This is a genomic window from Arthrobacter sp. HS15c (assembly GCF_040812005.1).
Taxonomy (GTDB): Bacteria; Actinomycetota; Actinomycetes; order Actinomycetales; family Micrococcaceae; genus Arthrobacter.
In genome coordinates this window covers 75,787-90,275 of record NZ_JBFOHM010000004.1, presented here as the reverse complement: position 1 = coordinate 90,275, position 14,489 = coordinate 75,787, and the positions used below count along the sequence as shown (strand labels likewise).

The following is a 14,489-nucleotide window of genomic DNA, read 5'->3' as shown; positions in this document are numbered from 1 at the left end:
GGCTCAAAGGCCCGCGGGCCTCAGGCCCATGAGTTCCACGGGCTTGAATAACATCCGGGGGTAGCATGCCGGTATGGCTATCGCGCGCTTCCCAAACTTGGTCATCGACTGCCCCGACGCCGGGGCCCTTGCGGCGTTTTACGCTGCCCTGCTCGGCTGGAACGTGAAGGATGAGGGTGACTGGGTCGAGATCCGGCCCGACGACGGCAGTAACTGCATCTCGTTCCAGCAGGTGGAGGGCTACCAGGCGCCTGAGTGGCCGGGCCAGTCCCGGCCGCAGCAGATGCACCTGGACTTCGTCGTGGCGGACCTGGACGACGGCGAACAGGAGGCCGCCAGGCTGGGCGCCACCAAAGCGGAAACGCAGCCCGGAACAACCTTCCGTGTCTTCCTGGACCCTGCCGGCCACCCGTTCTGCCTCTGCCTGAGCTAGGTGTTTCAAGGGTCGACCGACGCGGTTTCCAGTCAATGAAACTTCGCTAGCGAGCGCCAGGCCGTTCCCGGGAGGCTGGAGGAAGCCTTAAAACTTCCCCCTTCAAAACGAATTGAGCCGACGTTGACTCCAGATACCCTTCGTTTCCCGTTCCAGGACGCCCACCCGGTGGCCACCACCCCCTCAGCCCTCCGTTTCGAACACCACGAGGAGCCGTTCGGCATCGGCGAAGACCGGCCACGGCTTTCCTGGCAGGTCAGGACCGAAACCCCGGGCTGGGTCCAGTCCGCGTACGAGCTCGAACTTGGCCCTGATGTGGCGCAGCTGGTCAGCTACGGCCGGACCGAATCCGCCGAGCAGCTCCTGCAGCCGTGGCCCGCACCGGCGCTGGCCAGTCGGCAGCGCGTCGCGGCGCGCGTCCGCGTCTGGGGAACGGGCAACGCCGGACCCTCCGAGTGGAGCCCCGTGAGCTACGTCGAAGCCGGGCTCCTCAACCGGGCGGACTGGCAGGCAGCCATGATCCAACCGGCCTGGGACGAAGCGAGCGAAGACACGGAACCCGCCTTTCGGCTGAGCAGGACTTTCGAGCTGGAAGGCGCCGTGGCCTCGGCCCGCCTCTACTCCAGCGCCCATGGCGTTTATGTCGCCTCGATCAACGGCAGGCGGGTGGGCCGCGACATCCTGGCACCAGGCTGGACAAGTTACCACCACCGGCTGCGTTACCAGACCTACGACGTCACCGACTACCTGCAGCCGGGCGCCAACATCATCGGGCTCGAGCTTGCCGACGGTTGGTGGCGCGGCAACCTGGGCTTCCAGGAGAAGCGCAACACCTATGGTGGCCGCACCGCCGCGATCGCCCAACTGGAAATCTCGGACGACGGCGGCAACGTCACCGTCATCGGTACGGACAGTTCCTGGCTGGCAGGCAGCAGCCCGGTGCTCGGATCGGACCTTTACAACGGCGAAACGTACGATGCCCGGCTGGAGGGTGCCGGTTGGGCCGGTCGCGACGATGCTTTGCTCCACGCCGTTGTGCTGAAGGACTTTGATCCGTCGGTCTTGGTGGCCCCGGACGGGCCGCCGGTCCGCGCCACCGAAGAGCTGGCCGTGAGCGCCGTGCTGAAGTCACCCTCAGGAAAGACCATCCTGGACTTTGGGCAAAACCTGGTGGGCCGGGTACGGATTACCGTCAGCGGGGCCGCCGGCACCGAGGTGACGCTGCGGCACGCCGAGGTCCTGGAGCACGGGGAACTGGGCGTCCGGCCACTGCGTGTAGCCAAGCAGACCGACGTTTACAAACTCAAAGGCGCCCCGGGCGGCGAGACCTGGGAGCCCGAGTTCACTATTCACGGTTTCCGGTATGTCGAGGTAAGCGGCTGGCCCGGCGACGTGGAGCCGGAAGCCTTCACCGCCGTCGTGATCCATTCAGACCTGGTGCGCACCGGCACGTTCGAGTGCTCCGATCCGATGCTGAACCAGCTGCACTCAAACGTCGTGTGGGGCATGCGCGGCAACTTTGTGGACGTGCCAACGGACTGCCCGCAGCGCAACGAGCGCCTCGGCTGGACCGGTGACTTCCAGATTTTCGCAGCAACCGCGGCCTTCCTCTACCGGATCCCCGGTTTCTCCGCCTCCTGGCTGAAAGACATGGCCGCGGAGCAGGGGTCCGACGGGCCCCCGCCGCTCGTCGTCCCCGAAGTAACCTTCGACAAGCCGCCGTTCCCCGTCCGCCCCGTGATGGCCGCGTGGGGTGACGCCGCCGTGCTGGTCCCCTGGGTGCTGTACCAGCGCACCGGTGACCGGGAGTTCCTGAGGCGGCAACTGCCGGGAATGACAGCCTGGCTCGAAGCGGCGGCAGAAGCCGCCGGCCCCCAGCTGCGGTTTGAGCACGGCTTCCAGTTCGGCGACTGGCTGGATCCGGCTGCCCCGCCGGAGGAGCCGGGCGAGGCGATCACGCCCTGGCAGCTCGTGGCGCAGGCCTATCTCGCCTACTCCTCGGAAGTGGCGGCCAAGGCAGCAGAGCTGCTGGGGGAACCGTCGAGTCGCTTCAAAGAGCTGGCAGGGCGAGCCACTTCAGTGTTCCGCGAGCGCTACGTTTCCGACGACGGACAGCTCCAGCCGCCCACCCAGACGGCCTACGCCGTCGCACTGGCCTTCGGCCTGCTCGAACCCGGGGAGCGCTCTGCGGCCGCGGCCGGCCTGGCCGCCGCGGTGGAGGACGGCGGCTACCGCATCGCCACCGGCTTTGTGGGGACCCCGCTGGTGTGCGACGCACTGACAGACCACGGCTATGCGACGGCGGCCTACCGCCTGCTGCTGCAGACGGAATGCCCGTCCTGGCTGTACCCGGTGACCATGGGCGCCACCACCATCTGGGAGCGCTGGGACTCGATGCTTCCGGACGGCAGCATCAACGAGGGCGAAATGACGTCCTTCAACCACTACGCCCTGGGCGCAGTGGCCGACTGGATGCACCGCAGCCTCGCGGGTCTGGCTCCGGCTGAACCGGGTTACCGCAAGCTGCTGGTCAAACCGCGTCCCGGCGGTGGACTGGACTGGGCCGAAGCCCGGCACGAGACCCCCTACGGTGAGGCCGCCGTGCGCTGGGACCGGACCGGCCAGGACTTCACGCTGGACGTGACGGTGCCGGCGGGCTGCACCGCCACGGTGGTGCTGCCCGACGCCGCCGGAACAGTCCATGAAGTAGGCTCCGGGACGCATTCGTTTGGCTGTGCTGTGGCGCTGCCAGGCGTGGCCCTGGCCGATATGGCTCCCAGGGTTCCAGAGCCCGTGACGCAGCCATGACCCTGGACCCGGAGCTGGCCGGCCTCCTGCACCACGTGGCCGGCGCGCGTTCCATCGCTGAACTCCTCGCAGACCCGTCCGGGTTGGACAGGCTCGATGTATTTTGCGGCGGCCTGGTTCCTTACCAGGCCCCGGATGTCCGGATCCGGACAGTGGCGGCGCCGGGCCCCAACGGCCCGGTGCCGGTCCGAATCTATGGCGGGCCCGCGGCAGGCAGTTCCGCAGCCGGCCGTTCCGACGGCGGGTCCGACGATGGTGGCCTTCCGGCCCTGGTGTGGATGCACGGCGGCGGCTTCGCCCACGGCGACCTGGACATGCGGGAGGCGGACCAGCTTGCACGGGAACTGGCCGCCATGACCGGCGGCCTCGTGCTGTCGGTGGACTACCGGCTGGCCGGCGGGGGTGTCCATTTCCCGGTGCCGCATGAAGACGTCCTGGCAGCCTGGCTCTGGGCCGTGGAGCACGCCGCTGAGCTCGGGGCTGACCCGCGGGCCCTGTGCCTGGGCGGAGCCAGCGCCGGCGGCAACCTGGCCGTCGGGGCGGCGCTGTACCTCAAGGACTCGGGGCGGCCGCTGCCGGCCAAACTTGTGCTGGCCTACCCCTTCCTGCATGGCGAACTGCCATCGTCGGAGGCCTTCGAGGCAGCGGACATGAGCGGGCTGCCGCCCGTCCTCCGCTTTACCGACGACGACTGCCGCGCCATGGTGGAGAACTACATCGGAGGCCCGCTCAGCATGGCTTCCTCGTACGCCATGCCCGGGTACGCCGATCTCGTCGGCCTGCCACCCGTGGCCATCGTGGCCGCGGAATACGACGACCTTCGCTTCTCATCCGAACAGTTCGTTGAGGGGCTCCTTGCGGCCCGAGTCCCGGTTGAGTACCGGCTGGAACAGGGTGCCGCCCACGGGTACCTCAACCATTCAGCAGGGCTGGGTGTTGTCCGGCGCGGCCTGCAGTTCCTGGCCGATCAGTTTGCCCGCACCCGGGAACCGGCCGAAAGGCCGCTCGGGGGCTGAAACCCATTGCTCCGCAGTGGCCCTTATGAAGCTTCAAAAGGGCCACCACGGAGCAACCGATGATCCTGGCGGTTTTTCTAGGCCGAAACGGTGAGCGCCGCGTCGGCGTCGCGCAGGACCTTGGCTGCAACCTGCAGGCCTTCGATCCGGCCGAGGGAGGTGTCCTCGTGTTCGATGTTGACCAGCATGTCCGGGTCCACTTCGTACAGGGCCCGGAGGAACTCGGTCCAGTAGGCCGTGTCATGTCCGCGGCCGAGGGCAACGAAGTCCCAGGCGGAGTTCTTGGGCCATTCGTTGGCCCATTCGTCGCCGCCGAGGTTGGTGCGGTTTTCCTCGGGGGAGAGCCGGCGGAAGCTGTTGTCCAGGACGCCGTAGAGTGCTGCGTTTTCGGTGTTGACCCGGACGTCCTTCGCGGCCGCCTGGAACACGAGCGGGCCGAGTTCACGGACGACGGCTACCGGGTCCATTTGCTGCCAGAACAGATGGGAGGCGTCGAGTTCGACACCGACGTGGGTGGCGCCCGTGAGTTCGATGAGCTTGTGGACGTCGGCGGTGTTGAAGACGATGTTCTGCGGGTGCAGTTCCAGGGCGACCTTCACGCCGTGGTCGGCGGCGAGGCGGTCGGTTTCCTTCCAGAACTCCGCAGCCACGCCCCACTGGTAGTCGAGGACGTCCAGTGCCGCCGAGTTCCAGGCGTTGACTACCCAGTTGACGGTGGTGGCGCCGGGCTCCCCGCCAGGCAGGCCGGACATGGTGACTACGCGGTTCTGGCCCAGGCGGTGCGCCAGCCTGATGGAGCGGCGGATGTCCTCGGCGTGCTTTTCGCCGATGGCGCGGTTGGGGTGCAGCGGGTTGCCGTTGCAGTTCAGGCCGGCGATGGCGACGCCGGTGCCTTCGAAGATCCCGAGGTAGTCGTCGCGTGCCGCGTCGGACTCGAGGATCTCATCGAAGGTGGGGACGTGCACGGCGGGGAGGAACCCGCCGGTGTTGATCTCGATCCCGGTCAGCCCAAGGTCTGCGATGACTTTCAGTGCCTCGGGGAGCGGGCGGTCGTGCAGGATTGCGTTGTAGACGCCGAGCTTCACAGCGTGACCTTCTTTCCGTTGTTGAGGGCGGATTCGGTGACGGCGCCGAGCAGTTCCATGTTGCGGACGCCTTCGTCGAAGCTGGCGCAGCGCGGAAGGGAGTCCGCTTCACTCAGGCCTGCCACCTCTTCGAGGAACGCCCGGGCCTGGTAGCCGAAGGCATCGTTCTGGCCGAAGCCGACTTCCGGGGCGTCCATCGCGAGGCCGCCGGCAATGTAGGGGTGTCCGGGTCCGAGGATGACCTGGCGGTAGCCGTTCTCGTTGCCGGAACCGTCATTGAGGAACAGCTGGATTTCGGCGGGGCGGCGCTGGTCGAACTTGGCGGCCCCGTTCTCGCAGAAGACTTCGAAGTTCAGGCTGTTGGCGTGTCCGGCCGCGACGCGGGAAACTTCGAAGCTTCCGGCGCCGTTGGCGAACTCTGCGTTGAATGCTGCGTAGTCGTCGTTCTCGACGGCCTCGAACGAGTCGCTGACAGCAGTGTGGTCGTGTCCGATGACGGCACCCAGCGGCAGCGGCCGCTTCCCGATGACGGTGCTCAACTGCCCGCCGGTGATGGATTTGATGTCGCCGCACAGGAATTCTGAAACGTATGCGAGGTGGGATCCGACGTCGGCCAGGGCGCCGGAGCCGGGGCCGCCCTTGTAGCGCCAGCTCATCGGAGCGGAGGGGCTGAAGCCGTAGTCGGTCCAGTAGCGGCCGCTGAAGTGCAGGACGTTGCCCAGGGTTCCGTTCTGGATGAGGTCGCGGATGTAGGCGATGCCGGGGGTCCGGCGGAACGTAAAGCCGATCCGGGCGATGCTGGACGCGTTGCGGGCGGCATCGGCCATGGCGCGGGCGTCTTCCAGGGAGTCGCTCAGCGGCTTCTCGCACAGGACGTGCTTGCCCGCGGCGAGCAGGCCCTCGACAACCTCGCGGTGCAGCGAGTTGGCGATGACAACGCTCACGACGTCGATGTCGTCGGCTTCGGCGATGGCCTGCCAGGAGGTGTCGTTGCGCTCGTACCCGAAACGGCGGGCTGCGAGGGATCCGAATTCGGCGTTCACGTCGCCGATGGAGACCAGCTTCACCGGGGGCAGGACCGGGCTGTAGAGGGCAGAGGCCGTGCGGTAGGCGGCGGCGTGGGCCTTGCCGGCCATGCCTGCCCCGATAACTGCAACGCCAAGTTCCTTGGGCATTGATTTTCTCCTTCGAAAAGTCAGCCGAGGCTGAACGGCTCAACCGCCGCATGGTGATGTGATTTGGAGCGCTCCACAAAAACGATAGGGCCGGAAGTTTGTCCTGTCAATATCCCTAATGTGGCTGCGGATGGGTAACAATGGCTGGATGACCCAGGAAGCAGGCAAAAGGCCGAATATCTATGATGTGGCCACCGCAGCCGGCGTTTCGAAGTCCCTCGTTTCGCTGGTCCTTCGGGGCGCGCCGGGGGTATCGCCGGCGCGGCGGGCAGCCGTGGAAGAGGCCATCGAGCGGCTCAACTACCGCCCCAGCAGGGCGGCTGCGACGCTGGCCGGAAACGCGTCGCGCACTATCGGCGTCGTCCTGGACGACTACCGGAACCTGTGGTTTGTCGGGTTGCTGGCCGGACTGCACGAGCACCTGGCGCCGCTGGGCTTCCGGGTGGCGGTGGCGGACCCGTCGTTCAACGCCCATCTGGACCGGACCCCGGTGGACGGGCTCATCTCCCTGCGCGTGGACGGCATCGTGATTGCCACCGAGCCCACCGAGGACATGTTTCCCGGGCTCGACGTGCCCACCGTGGTGGCCGGAAACCGCGACCTCGCTGTTCCCGGCGCGGATATTGTGGCCAACGATGACCTGCTGGGCGGGCGCCTCGCCGTCGAACACCTGGCCGGCCTGGGCCACCGCGACATCGGGCACATCACCGGCGGCGGCGGGGCTGCCCGCCTCCGCGCCCAGGGCTACGAGGCCGAGATGCGCGGGCGCGGGCTACGGACCCTCGTGGCCGGGGGTCACGGGCAGACAACCGAGTCCGACGGCTACCAGGCGGCCCTGCACCTGCTGGACGAAAATCCCACACTCACCGCGATCTTTGCCGCCAACGACACCATGGCCCTCGGGGCGGCTGGTGCGGCCCGCGACCGGGGCCGGCGCATCCCGGAGGACCTGTCCCTGATCGGCTACGACAATTCGCCGCTGGCGTCAGCCAACCTGCTGCGCCTGACCACCATTGACGGCAAGAACGGCGAGGTCGGGGCCGGAGCCGCGAACGCACTGCTGGACCGAATGAAGGATCCCACGGCCGCCGTCCATACGGAGCTTGTGACGCCGGAGCTGGTGGTCAGGGCATCAACGGCCCCAGCCTGACGAGACCCTCAGGAACGTCCTGTGCCGTACAGTGCGGCCAGCAGGTCGATGACCCGTTGCCGCTGCCGCGGGGCGTCGGTCCTGGACCAGGCCAGGTAGACGGGAACGGGTGGCGCATCGCGTACGGCCCGGTAAACAACCCCGCGGCGCCGGTACTGGTGTGCCGTTGACGCCGCGGTGATGCCGCGCGCCTTGCCGCTTCCGATGACCGTCAGCCAGTCGTCGACGTCGCGGATGGCAACAAACTTCGCTGGCTGGCTGTCTGCGGGCCACAGCGACTCGGTGGTGCTTCCGGTCCTGGCGTCCACCGCCAGCGCGGATTGCGCCACCTGTGCCAGGGTCACCGACCGCCTGCCGGCGAGCGGGTCATCGGAACTCATCGCGCAGTAGCGTTTTTCCTCGCCAACCGACACGAAGTCGATGCCTGCCGCTTCCGGCGCCCGCCGGAGGATGGCGAGGTCTGCCGTCCCCTCGGTGAGTCCCGCCGTCGGGGTGTTGTTCCGGACGAGCTCCAGCTCCGTGTCCGGGAAAGCTGCGGCCCAGCGGCGCTGAAAGTCCGTGGTGTGCTCGCCCAAGGCAGACCATGCATAGCCGATGCGGACGGTCCCCGCCTGGGAACCCGCCTCACGGACCAGCTCGTCCAGCGCGGAGAGTGCGCGGCGGACATGGATCAGGGCCCGCTCCCCGGCCTCCGTCAGGGCGACGCTCCGGGTGGTCCGGTGCACCAGCCGGACGCCCAGCGTGCGCTCCAGCGCTGCAATGTTCCGCGAAACGGCAGCCTGCGAGATGCCCAGGTCAATGGCGGCGTCGGTAAAGGTGCCCGCCTCCAGAAGTGCCGCGAGGCAGCGGAGCTGCCGCAACTCAAGATCCATGCGGCCAGTCTATTCATACGCCTGGCGCATAAATAGAGCATCCATGCATTTAGCGGATGCCGAACAGCGGAGCACACTGCCTACATGATGGAAGGAACTTCACCCAGGAAAGCGGGCAAGGGCGGTACGGCAACACTCGTGGCCAGTGCCTTGTCCAACCAGCTTGGCGCCGCCAGCGGCTCGCTGGCCTTCCCCGGGATGGGACCCGTCGGCGTGGTGGCGGTGCGCCAGCTGGTTGCCGCCGCGGTGCTGCTTCCCGTAGTCCGGCCCAGGCTGTGGACCCTCACCCGGCAGCAGTGGTGGCCGGTCCTGCTGCTGGCGGTGGTCTTCGGAACCATGAACCTGTCCCTCTATTCGGCCATCCAGCGCGTGGGGCTGGGGCTGGCGGTCACGCTCGAATTCCTCGGGCCACTGGCCGTGGCGCTGCTCAGCAGCCGGAACAGGTCCAGCGCCGTCTACGCGGTCCTCGCCGGGGCAGGCGTTGTGGCCATCACCCAGCCGAAGCCCTCCACCGACTACTTCGGAATCGCGCTGGGCCTCATCGCGGCGTGCAGCTGGGCGGCGTACATCCTCCTCAACCGCACCGTGGGCCGGCGGATCCCGGGAGTCCAGGGCACCGCCGCCGCCACCGGCGTTTCCGCGGTGCTGTTCCTGCCTGTTGCGGCGGTGATCTTCATTAGCCGGCCACCGGACGCGTTCACGGTGCTGTGCGCCGTCGGCGCCGGAGTGCTGGCCTCGGTGGTGCCCTACCTGGCCGACCTGATTGCCCTGCGCCGGGTACCGGCCAACGTCTTTGGCGTCCTGATGAGCATCAACCCCGTTTTCGCGGCCCTGATCGGTGCACTCGCGCTCCATGAGCACCTGGGGGCGGCGCAGTGGTGCGGGATTGGGCTGATCGTTGTCGCCAACGCCGGCGCGCTCCTGTTCCGCGGCGGCCGCTAATCCGGGCACCCTTTCAATCATTGAAATATCACGTTCCCTGTCCCGTACCGTTCCAGCAGGCTTAGGTAAGGCGCCGGATCGATCCTGATTCCGGCCACGGCAATGGATGGAGTCGCTGATGACTGCAGGGGAAGTCCTGAAGGGGATTGAGTTTTCCCGGCCCGGCGGTGTGCCGTTGCTGCTGGACCTTTACCTCCCGGCCGGCGCGGACGCTGATGCGCCGGCTGATGCGGGCGCCCTGGTGCCGGTGCCCGGCCCCGTTCCGGCCATCGTCCACTTCCATGGCGGCGGCTGGCGGATGGGGGAGCGCTCCTCGCTTGGGCCCGTCACGGACGGGTTCGCCCTGGCGCCCTTTGAACGCGTCGCCTCGGCCGGTTTTGCCGTGGTTTCCGCTGACTACCGGCTGTCCTCGCAGGCAGTCTTTCCTGCCCAGCTCCAGGACGCCCAGGCTGCCGTCGCCTGGCTGCGGGCCCATGCCGCGGAGTACAACGTCGACCCCGACCGGATCTACGCGTGGGGGGATTCCGCCGGGGGCCACCTGGCCTGCCTCGTGGGGCTCGGGGCGGATCCGGACTCCGGGTCTGCGGGCTCCGGCGTGCCGGCCGCCAACGCCTCGGTGGCCGCCGTCGCCGCCTGGTATCCGCCCACCGACCTGGTCCACATGGGTGAGCAGGCGCTGCCTAATGCCGTCGCTACGGCCGACGATCCCGGGTCCCGCGAGGCCCTCCTGATCGGCGCGCAGCCCGCGGATGCCCCGGAGAAGGCCGCAGCTGCCAGCCCCCTGACGTACGCGGGCGACCACGCTCCACCGTTTTTCCTGGCTCACGGCACCGCCGACCGGTTCGTCCCCGCGGCGCAGTCCGCCACCCTGGCCGCGGCGCTGGAAGCCGCCGGGGCCGACGTCGAACTTCTCCTCATTGAAGGCGCCGACCACATGTGGTCGCTGCCGGACAACAGTCCGGCCGCGGTGCAGACGGTCCTGGACGCCACCATCGATTTCTTCCGCAGGCAAGCCCAGGCTTCCTGACTCCTGAACCCGCCGGACCGGCATACGCCGTGCCCGGGCAGACCTGAAAGGCTCCACATGCAGTACATCGGCATCACCCACCGCGGGGAATCCTGGGCAGCGGCCCTGGTGGATTCCCGCGTTTTCCCCCTGGCCCCCGTTGCTGAGTTCTGGGCGGACGCCGCCGGCTGGCAAGACAAGTCTGTCTCCCTGGCCTCGGAGGTCTCCGGCGCCTCACTGTCCGGCAATTCAGGGTCCGACGCCGGCAGCTGGCTCGATCGCGGCAGCGTCGCCGAGGTGCCGCTCGTCCCCGCGTCGGCACGAGTCATCTGCGTCGGTTTGAACTACAAGGCGCACGTTGCCGAAGGCAGCTACAAGGACCAGGAACTTCCGCCGTACCCCACGCTGTTCGGACGCTGGACCGCATCCCTGTCCGTGGGCAACGTGCCTGTTCCGGTTCCTGCCGGTGAGGACGGCCTGGACTGGGAAGGCGAAGTGGCGGCGTACATCGGCCAGCGCGTGGAATCCGTGGACGAGGCCGCTGCCGCCGAGTCGGTCTTTGGCTACTCCACCTTCAACGACATCACCGCCCGCCGTGCCCAGAAGCTCACGTCGCAGTGGACCCTGGGCAAGAACGGTGACTTCACCGGCCCCCTGGGCCCGCTGGTCAGCCGTGACGAGGTGGGCGACCTCCGGGACGGCCTCCAGGTCCGCACCCGGGTGAACGGCGTCGAGGCCCAGAACGGCAACACCCGGGACATGATCTTCTCCGTGCCGGCCATCATCTCGCTCATCAGCCAGACCCTGACCCTGCACCCCGGTGACGTCATCGCCACCGGGACCCCGGAGGGCGTTGGCTATGCCCGCACGCCGCAGTGGCTGCTTCAGCCGGGCGACACCGTCGAGGTCGAGATCGACAAGCTCGGCACCCTGACCACCCCCGTCGGCGACATCTCACTCCGTGGCCGTGCCTGATGGCCACCCTGCAACCGGCCTCCCCTGATGTGCTGCCGGGGGAGGCAGAAGTACTGATTGCCGGGGGCGGTCCCAGCGGGCTCTTCCTCGCACTGGACCTGGCTTCGCGCGGCATCCCCAGCGTGGTGATCGAACCCCGGACGTCGGTTGATTCCACCCGGCCCCGGGCCAAAACCACCAACGCCCGGACAATGACGCACCTGTGGCGGCTGGGGCTCGCCGACGCGCTCCGCACCGCCGCCCCGCTTCCCGTGGACTACGCCCAGGACGTCACCTTCTGCACCGGCCTCACCGGACCCTCAGCCCACGAACTCCGTACCTTCCGCAACGCTTTCCAGCTGGTCCCCGGCCGCTACGGTCCGCAGCCCGAGTGCGGCCAGCAGGTTCCGCAGCCGGTCCTGGAGGAGGTCCTCCGCGCCGCGGTTGCCGAGGCTCCGCTCGTAACCCTGCTCACCGGCTGGCACGTCCAGGACGTCGCCGTGCACTCCGGACGCCCATCCACCGTTACTGCAGCGGACGGCGCCGGAAACACGCGCACCGTCTCCGCTCGCTATGTCATCGGGGCCGACGGCGGCTCATCGGCCGTGCGGCGCAGCCTGGGCATCCGCCTCGAGGGCGGCTCCGCGGCCCTGTCCAACATCAGTATTATGTTCCGGTCCAGGGACCTGGGCTCCGCGATCACCCTGCCGCCGGCCGTCCAGTACTGGGTGGTGGGCACGGAAGCCGCCGGGATGGTGGGCCGGATGGACCTTGCCGATACCTGGTGGGCCATCATCCAGGGCGTGGACGCCTCCGCGGCCGAAAAAGCTGCCAACACTGACAGCTCATCGGCGGACGGCGCTGTGGCCATGGTCCGCCAGCTTGTCGGCGCAGAGGTGGACGTCGACGTCGTCGCCACGGACCCGTGGACGGCGCGCATGCTGCTGGCTCCTGGCTATGGCCGCGACGGCGTCTTCCTGGTGGGGGACGCGGCGCACCTGAACCCGCCGTGGGGCGGGCACGGCTTCAACACCTGCATCGGCGACGCCGCCAATCTCGCCTGGAAGATCGCTGCCACGCTGTCCGGCTGGGGCGGGCCGGAGCTCCTGGACAGCTATGGGCTGGAACGCCGCCCGGTAGCGGCGAGGACCATCCGCGAGGCCGCGTCCAACGGCAAGGCGCTGGCCTACCACTTCGCCGATCCCGCCTTGCGCAGCGACGGCGACGACGGCGTCCGCGCCCGGCAGTCCGCCCACGAGGCGCTTGCGGTAAAGCAGAGCGAGTTCGATTCGCTGGGACTGGTGCTCGGCTACGCCTACGGGGATTCCCCGCTGGTGGTGCCGGACGGTTCGCCCGTGCCCGCCGAAGACCCCATCCGCTATGTCCCGTCGGCCAGCCCGGGTGCCCTCCTCCCGCATGCGTGGCTGGACCCGTCCACATCGTTGTACAGCCTCCTCGGCAGCGGCTTCACGCTGCTGGCCGACGCCGGTGCGCTGGCCGGGGTGCCGGAGTCCCAGGCCTTTGCGCCGGTCCTCGAAGCCGCGGCCCGGCAGGGTATTCCGGTGACCGTCGCCGCCGTCGGACCTTCCGCCGACGAAACGCCGATGGCTGACCTGTGGGGCGCCGACGCCGTGCTGGTCCGCCCGGACCAGCACGTGGCCTGGCGCGGCAGCTCGGCCGAAGCCGCAGCAGCTGCGCTCGCCGTGGCCGCCGGCTGGGGCGCCGCAAGCCCGGCCCCAACGGAGGCTTCGTCGCAGCCCACCGCGACGCAGCAAGCCTCATCCCAGGACAACGAAAGGAACGCCCGTGTCAGCGCCGTCATTCCGTGATTTCCTGTTCGCTCCGGACCACCCGCGGGTGGCGGAAATCCGGGGCCTCAACGCCCGGGAGTACGCCGAAGCGGCCACGGCGGACTCCTTTGCCGGCCCCATGATCGAAGGCTGGAAGAAGCTGTACCCGCAGCCGTTCAAGGGCATCACGAACGACGGCGGCCTCCGCCCCGGGCTGTATCCGCTGGCTCCGGCGCGGGCCGGCGAAGAAGCCCCGACGGCGGCGATGGTGGCGGCCGCTCGGAAGCTGCTGTCCGCCGCGAGCCTGGATGAGGTGTCCCGGGTGAGTTATCCCGTGGACGCCCCCGAATGGCAGAGCTGGGCCAACCCGGAGTTTGTGCAGCACGACACCGGGCTCCGCCTGGACGAGCTGGATCCCGCCGTCCGGGATGCCGCCCTTGCCGTGGTGGAGGCAAGCCTCAGCCCTGCCGGGTTCCGGCTGGTCCGGAACCTCATGCGGATCAACGGGTTCCTGGGCGACCTGGTGGAGCTGCCCCTGCTGATGAACGAGTTCAGCTACAACTTTGCGCTGTTTGGCGAGCCGTCCGAAACCGTGCCATGGGGCTGGCAGCTCTTCGGCCACCACGTGGCGCTGAACTGCCTCGTCGCCGGCACGCAGCTGGTGATCTCGCCCGTCTTCCTGGGGGCGGAACCGGACGGCATCGACGCCGGACCGCACCAGGGTGTCAAAGTTTTCAAGGAGCGCATCGCCCTTGCCCGGCAGCTGATGGGCGCCCTGCCCGCCGGCCTGCGGAAGGAAGCCACCGTATACGAGTCGATGGTGGACCCGGCCATGCCGGACGGGCGGATCCATCCCGGCGACGAGCGGCACCTGGGCGGCTGTTTCCAGGACAACCGGGTGATCCCGTACGAGGGCATCCTGGTCAGCTCCATGCCGCCCGAGGCCAGGGCCGTGCTGGATGACGTGGTGGAGGACTTCATCGCCTACCTGCCGGACGGTCCCCGGACGGCCCGCCGTCGGGAAATCCAGGAGCATTACGGTGAGACCTGGTTCAGCTGGATCGGCGGCTGGGCGGAGCCGGAAGCGTTCTACTTCCGCCTGCAGAGCCCCGTCCTGGTTCTGGAGCTGGACCACCACACCGGGGTGTTCCTCAGCAACGACGAACCCGCGCCGTTCCACATGCACACAGTGGTCCGGACCCCCAACGGCAACGACTACGGCCGCGAACTGGTCCGTCAGGCGCTCGCGGGTTCCTGA

Annotated in this window: 12 protein-coding genes; 9 read left to right on the top strand and 3 right to left on the bottom strand. The window is 68.5% G+C overall.

Annotated elements, in window-relative coordinates; all coding sequences use genetic code 11:
- The first annotated feature begins 73 nt into the window (after positions 1 to 73).
- The 3 genes from ABV518_RS07455 (at position 74) to ABV518_RS07445 (ending at position 4,257) form a co-directional block, all read left to right on the top strand.
- Positions 74 to 433 carry a VOC family protein gene (locus tag ABV518_RS07455; RefSeq protein ID WP_367766242.1) on the top strand — a complete coding sequence of 120 codons (360 nt, stop codon included), beginning with the start codon at positions 74 to 76 and terminating at the stop codon, positions 431 to 433.
- Positions 434 to 556: 123 nt separating this feature from the next.
- The gene (locus ABV518_RS07450) at positions 557 to 3,241 is read left to right on the top strand and encodes a glycoside hydrolase family 78 protein (RefSeq protein WP_367766241.1); all 2,685 of its coding nucleotides are present in this window, start codon (positions 557 to 559) and stop codon (positions 3,239 to 3,241) included.
- On the top strand, positions 3,238 to 4,257 hold the full coding sequence (locus ABV518_RS07445; protein ID WP_367766239.1) for an alpha/beta hydrolase: 1,020 nt from the start codon (positions 3,238 to 3,240) through the stop codon (positions 4,255 to 4,257). The genes ABV518_RS07450 and ABV518_RS07445 overlap by 4 nt, the downstream gene beginning before the upstream one ends.
- Before the next feature lie 77 nt (positions 4,258 to 4,334).
- Here ABV518_RS07445 and ABV518_RS07440 read toward each other — a convergent pair whose 3' ends face one another.
- Together ABV518_RS07440 and ABV518_RS07435 are read right to left on the bottom strand one after the other, a co-directional pair.
- Positions 4,335 to 5,342 (bottom strand): sugar phosphate isomerase/epimerase family protein, encoded by a 1,008-nt coding sequence (locus ABV518_RS07440; RefSeq protein WP_367766238.1) that lies wholly within the window; start codon positions 5,340 to 5,342, stop codon positions 4,335 to 4,337.
- Positions 5,339 to 6,517 carry a Gfo/Idh/MocA family protein gene (locus ABV518_RS07435; RefSeq protein WP_367766236.1) on the bottom strand — a complete coding sequence of 393 codons (1,179 nt, stop codon included), beginning with the start codon at positions 6,515 to 6,517 and terminating at the stop codon, positions 5,339 to 5,341. Before ABV518_RS07435 ends, ABV518_RS07440 begins: the two co-directional genes overlap by 4 nt.
- 148 nt (positions 6,518 to 6,665) lie before the next feature.
- On the opposite strand from ABV518_RS07435, the gene ABV518_RS07430 reads away from it, so the two are divergent.
- Positions 6,666 to 7,667 (top strand): LacI family DNA-binding transcriptional regulator, encoded by a 1,002-nt coding sequence (locus ABV518_RS07430; protein ID WP_367766235.1) that lies wholly within the window; start codon positions 6,666 to 6,668, stop codon positions 7,665 to 7,667.
- An 8-nt stretch (positions 7,668 to 7,675) separates the two neighbouring features.
- On the opposite strand, the gene ABV518_RS07425 is transcribed toward ABV518_RS07430, so the two are convergent.
- Positions 7,676 to 8,539: a LysR family transcriptional regulator gene (locus tag ABV518_RS07425; protein WP_367766234.1), complete on the bottom strand. Its 864-nt coding sequence runs from the start codon at positions 8,537 to 8,539 to the stop codon at positions 7,676 to 7,678.
- Positions 8,540 to 8,623: 84 nt separating this feature from the next.
- On the opposite strand from ABV518_RS07425, the gene ABV518_RS07420 reads away from it, so the two are divergent.
- The 5 genes from ABV518_RS07420 (at position 8,624) to ABV518_RS07400 (ending at position 14,489) form a co-directional block, all read left to right on the top strand.
- The gene (locus ABV518_RS07420; protein WP_367766233.1) at positions 8,624 to 9,481 is read left to right on the top strand and encodes a DMT family transporter; all 858 of its coding nucleotides are present in this window, start codon (positions 8,624 to 8,626) and stop codon (positions 9,479 to 9,481) included.
- Positions 9,482 to 9,599: 118 nt separating this feature from the next.
- On the top strand, positions 9,600 to 10,508 hold the full coding sequence (locus ABV518_RS07415) for an alpha/beta hydrolase fold domain-containing protein (protein WP_367766232.1): 909 nt from the start codon (positions 9,600 to 9,602) through the stop codon (positions 10,506 to 10,508).
- Positions 10,509 to 10,565: 57 nt separating this feature from the next.
- Complete coding sequence (locus ABV518_RS07410) at positions 10,566 to 11,462, top strand: fumarylacetoacetate hydrolase family protein (RefSeq protein ID WP_367766231.1); 897 nt, start codon at positions 10,566 to 10,568, stop codon at positions 11,460 to 11,462.
- On the top strand, positions 11,462 to 13,270 hold the full coding sequence (locus ABV518_RS07405) for an FAD-dependent monooxygenase (protein WP_367766230.1): 1,809 nt from the start codon (positions 11,462 to 11,464) through the stop codon (positions 13,268 to 13,270). Before ABV518_RS07410 ends, ABV518_RS07405 begins: the two co-directional genes overlap by 1 nt.
- Positions 13,248 to 14,489, top strand: a complete 1,242-nt coding sequence (locus ABV518_RS07400; RefSeq protein WP_367766229.1) for a DUF3500 domain-containing protein — start codon at positions 13,248 to 13,250, stop codon at positions 14,487 to 14,489. Before ABV518_RS07405 ends, ABV518_RS07400 begins: the two co-directional genes overlap by 23 nt.

Bases quoted from the DNA above. Each gene is read 5' to 3' on its own strand.
- ABV518_RS07455 (WP_367766242.1), top strand. From the start codon at position 74: ATGGCTATCGCGCGCTTCCCAAACTTGGTCATCGACTGCCCCGACGCC.
- ABV518_RS07445 (WP_367766239.1), top strand. From the start codon at position 3,238: ATGACCCTGGACCCGGAGCTGGCCGGCCTCCTGCACCACGTGGCCGGC.
- ABV518_RS07435 (WP_367766236.1), bottom strand. From the start codon at position 6,517: ATGCCCAAGGAACTTGGCGTTGCAGTTATCGGGGCAGGCATGGCCGGC.
- ABV518_RS07430 (WP_367766235.1), top strand. From the start codon at position 6,666: ATGACCCAGGAAGCAGGCAAAAGGCCGAATATCTATGATGTGGCCACC.
- ABV518_RS07425 (WP_367766234.1), bottom strand. From the start codon at position 8,539: ATGGATCTTGAGTTGCGGCAGCTCCGCTGCCTCGCGGCACTTCTGGAG.
- ABV518_RS07420 (WP_367766233.1), top strand. From the start codon at position 8,624: ATGATGGAAGGAACTTCACCCAGGAAAGCGGGCAAGGGCGGTACGGCA.
- ABV518_RS07415 (WP_367766232.1), top strand. From the start codon at position 9,600: ATGACTGCAGGGGAAGTCCTGAAGGGGATTGAGTTTTCCCGGCCCGGC.
- ABV518_RS07410 (WP_367766231.1), top strand. From the start codon at position 10,566: ATGCAGTACATCGGCATCACCCACCGCGGGGAATCCTGGGCAGCGGCC.
- ABV518_RS07405 (WP_367766230.1), top strand. From the start codon at position 11,462: ATGGCCACCCTGCAACCGGCCTCCCCTGATGTGCTGCCGGGGGAGGCA.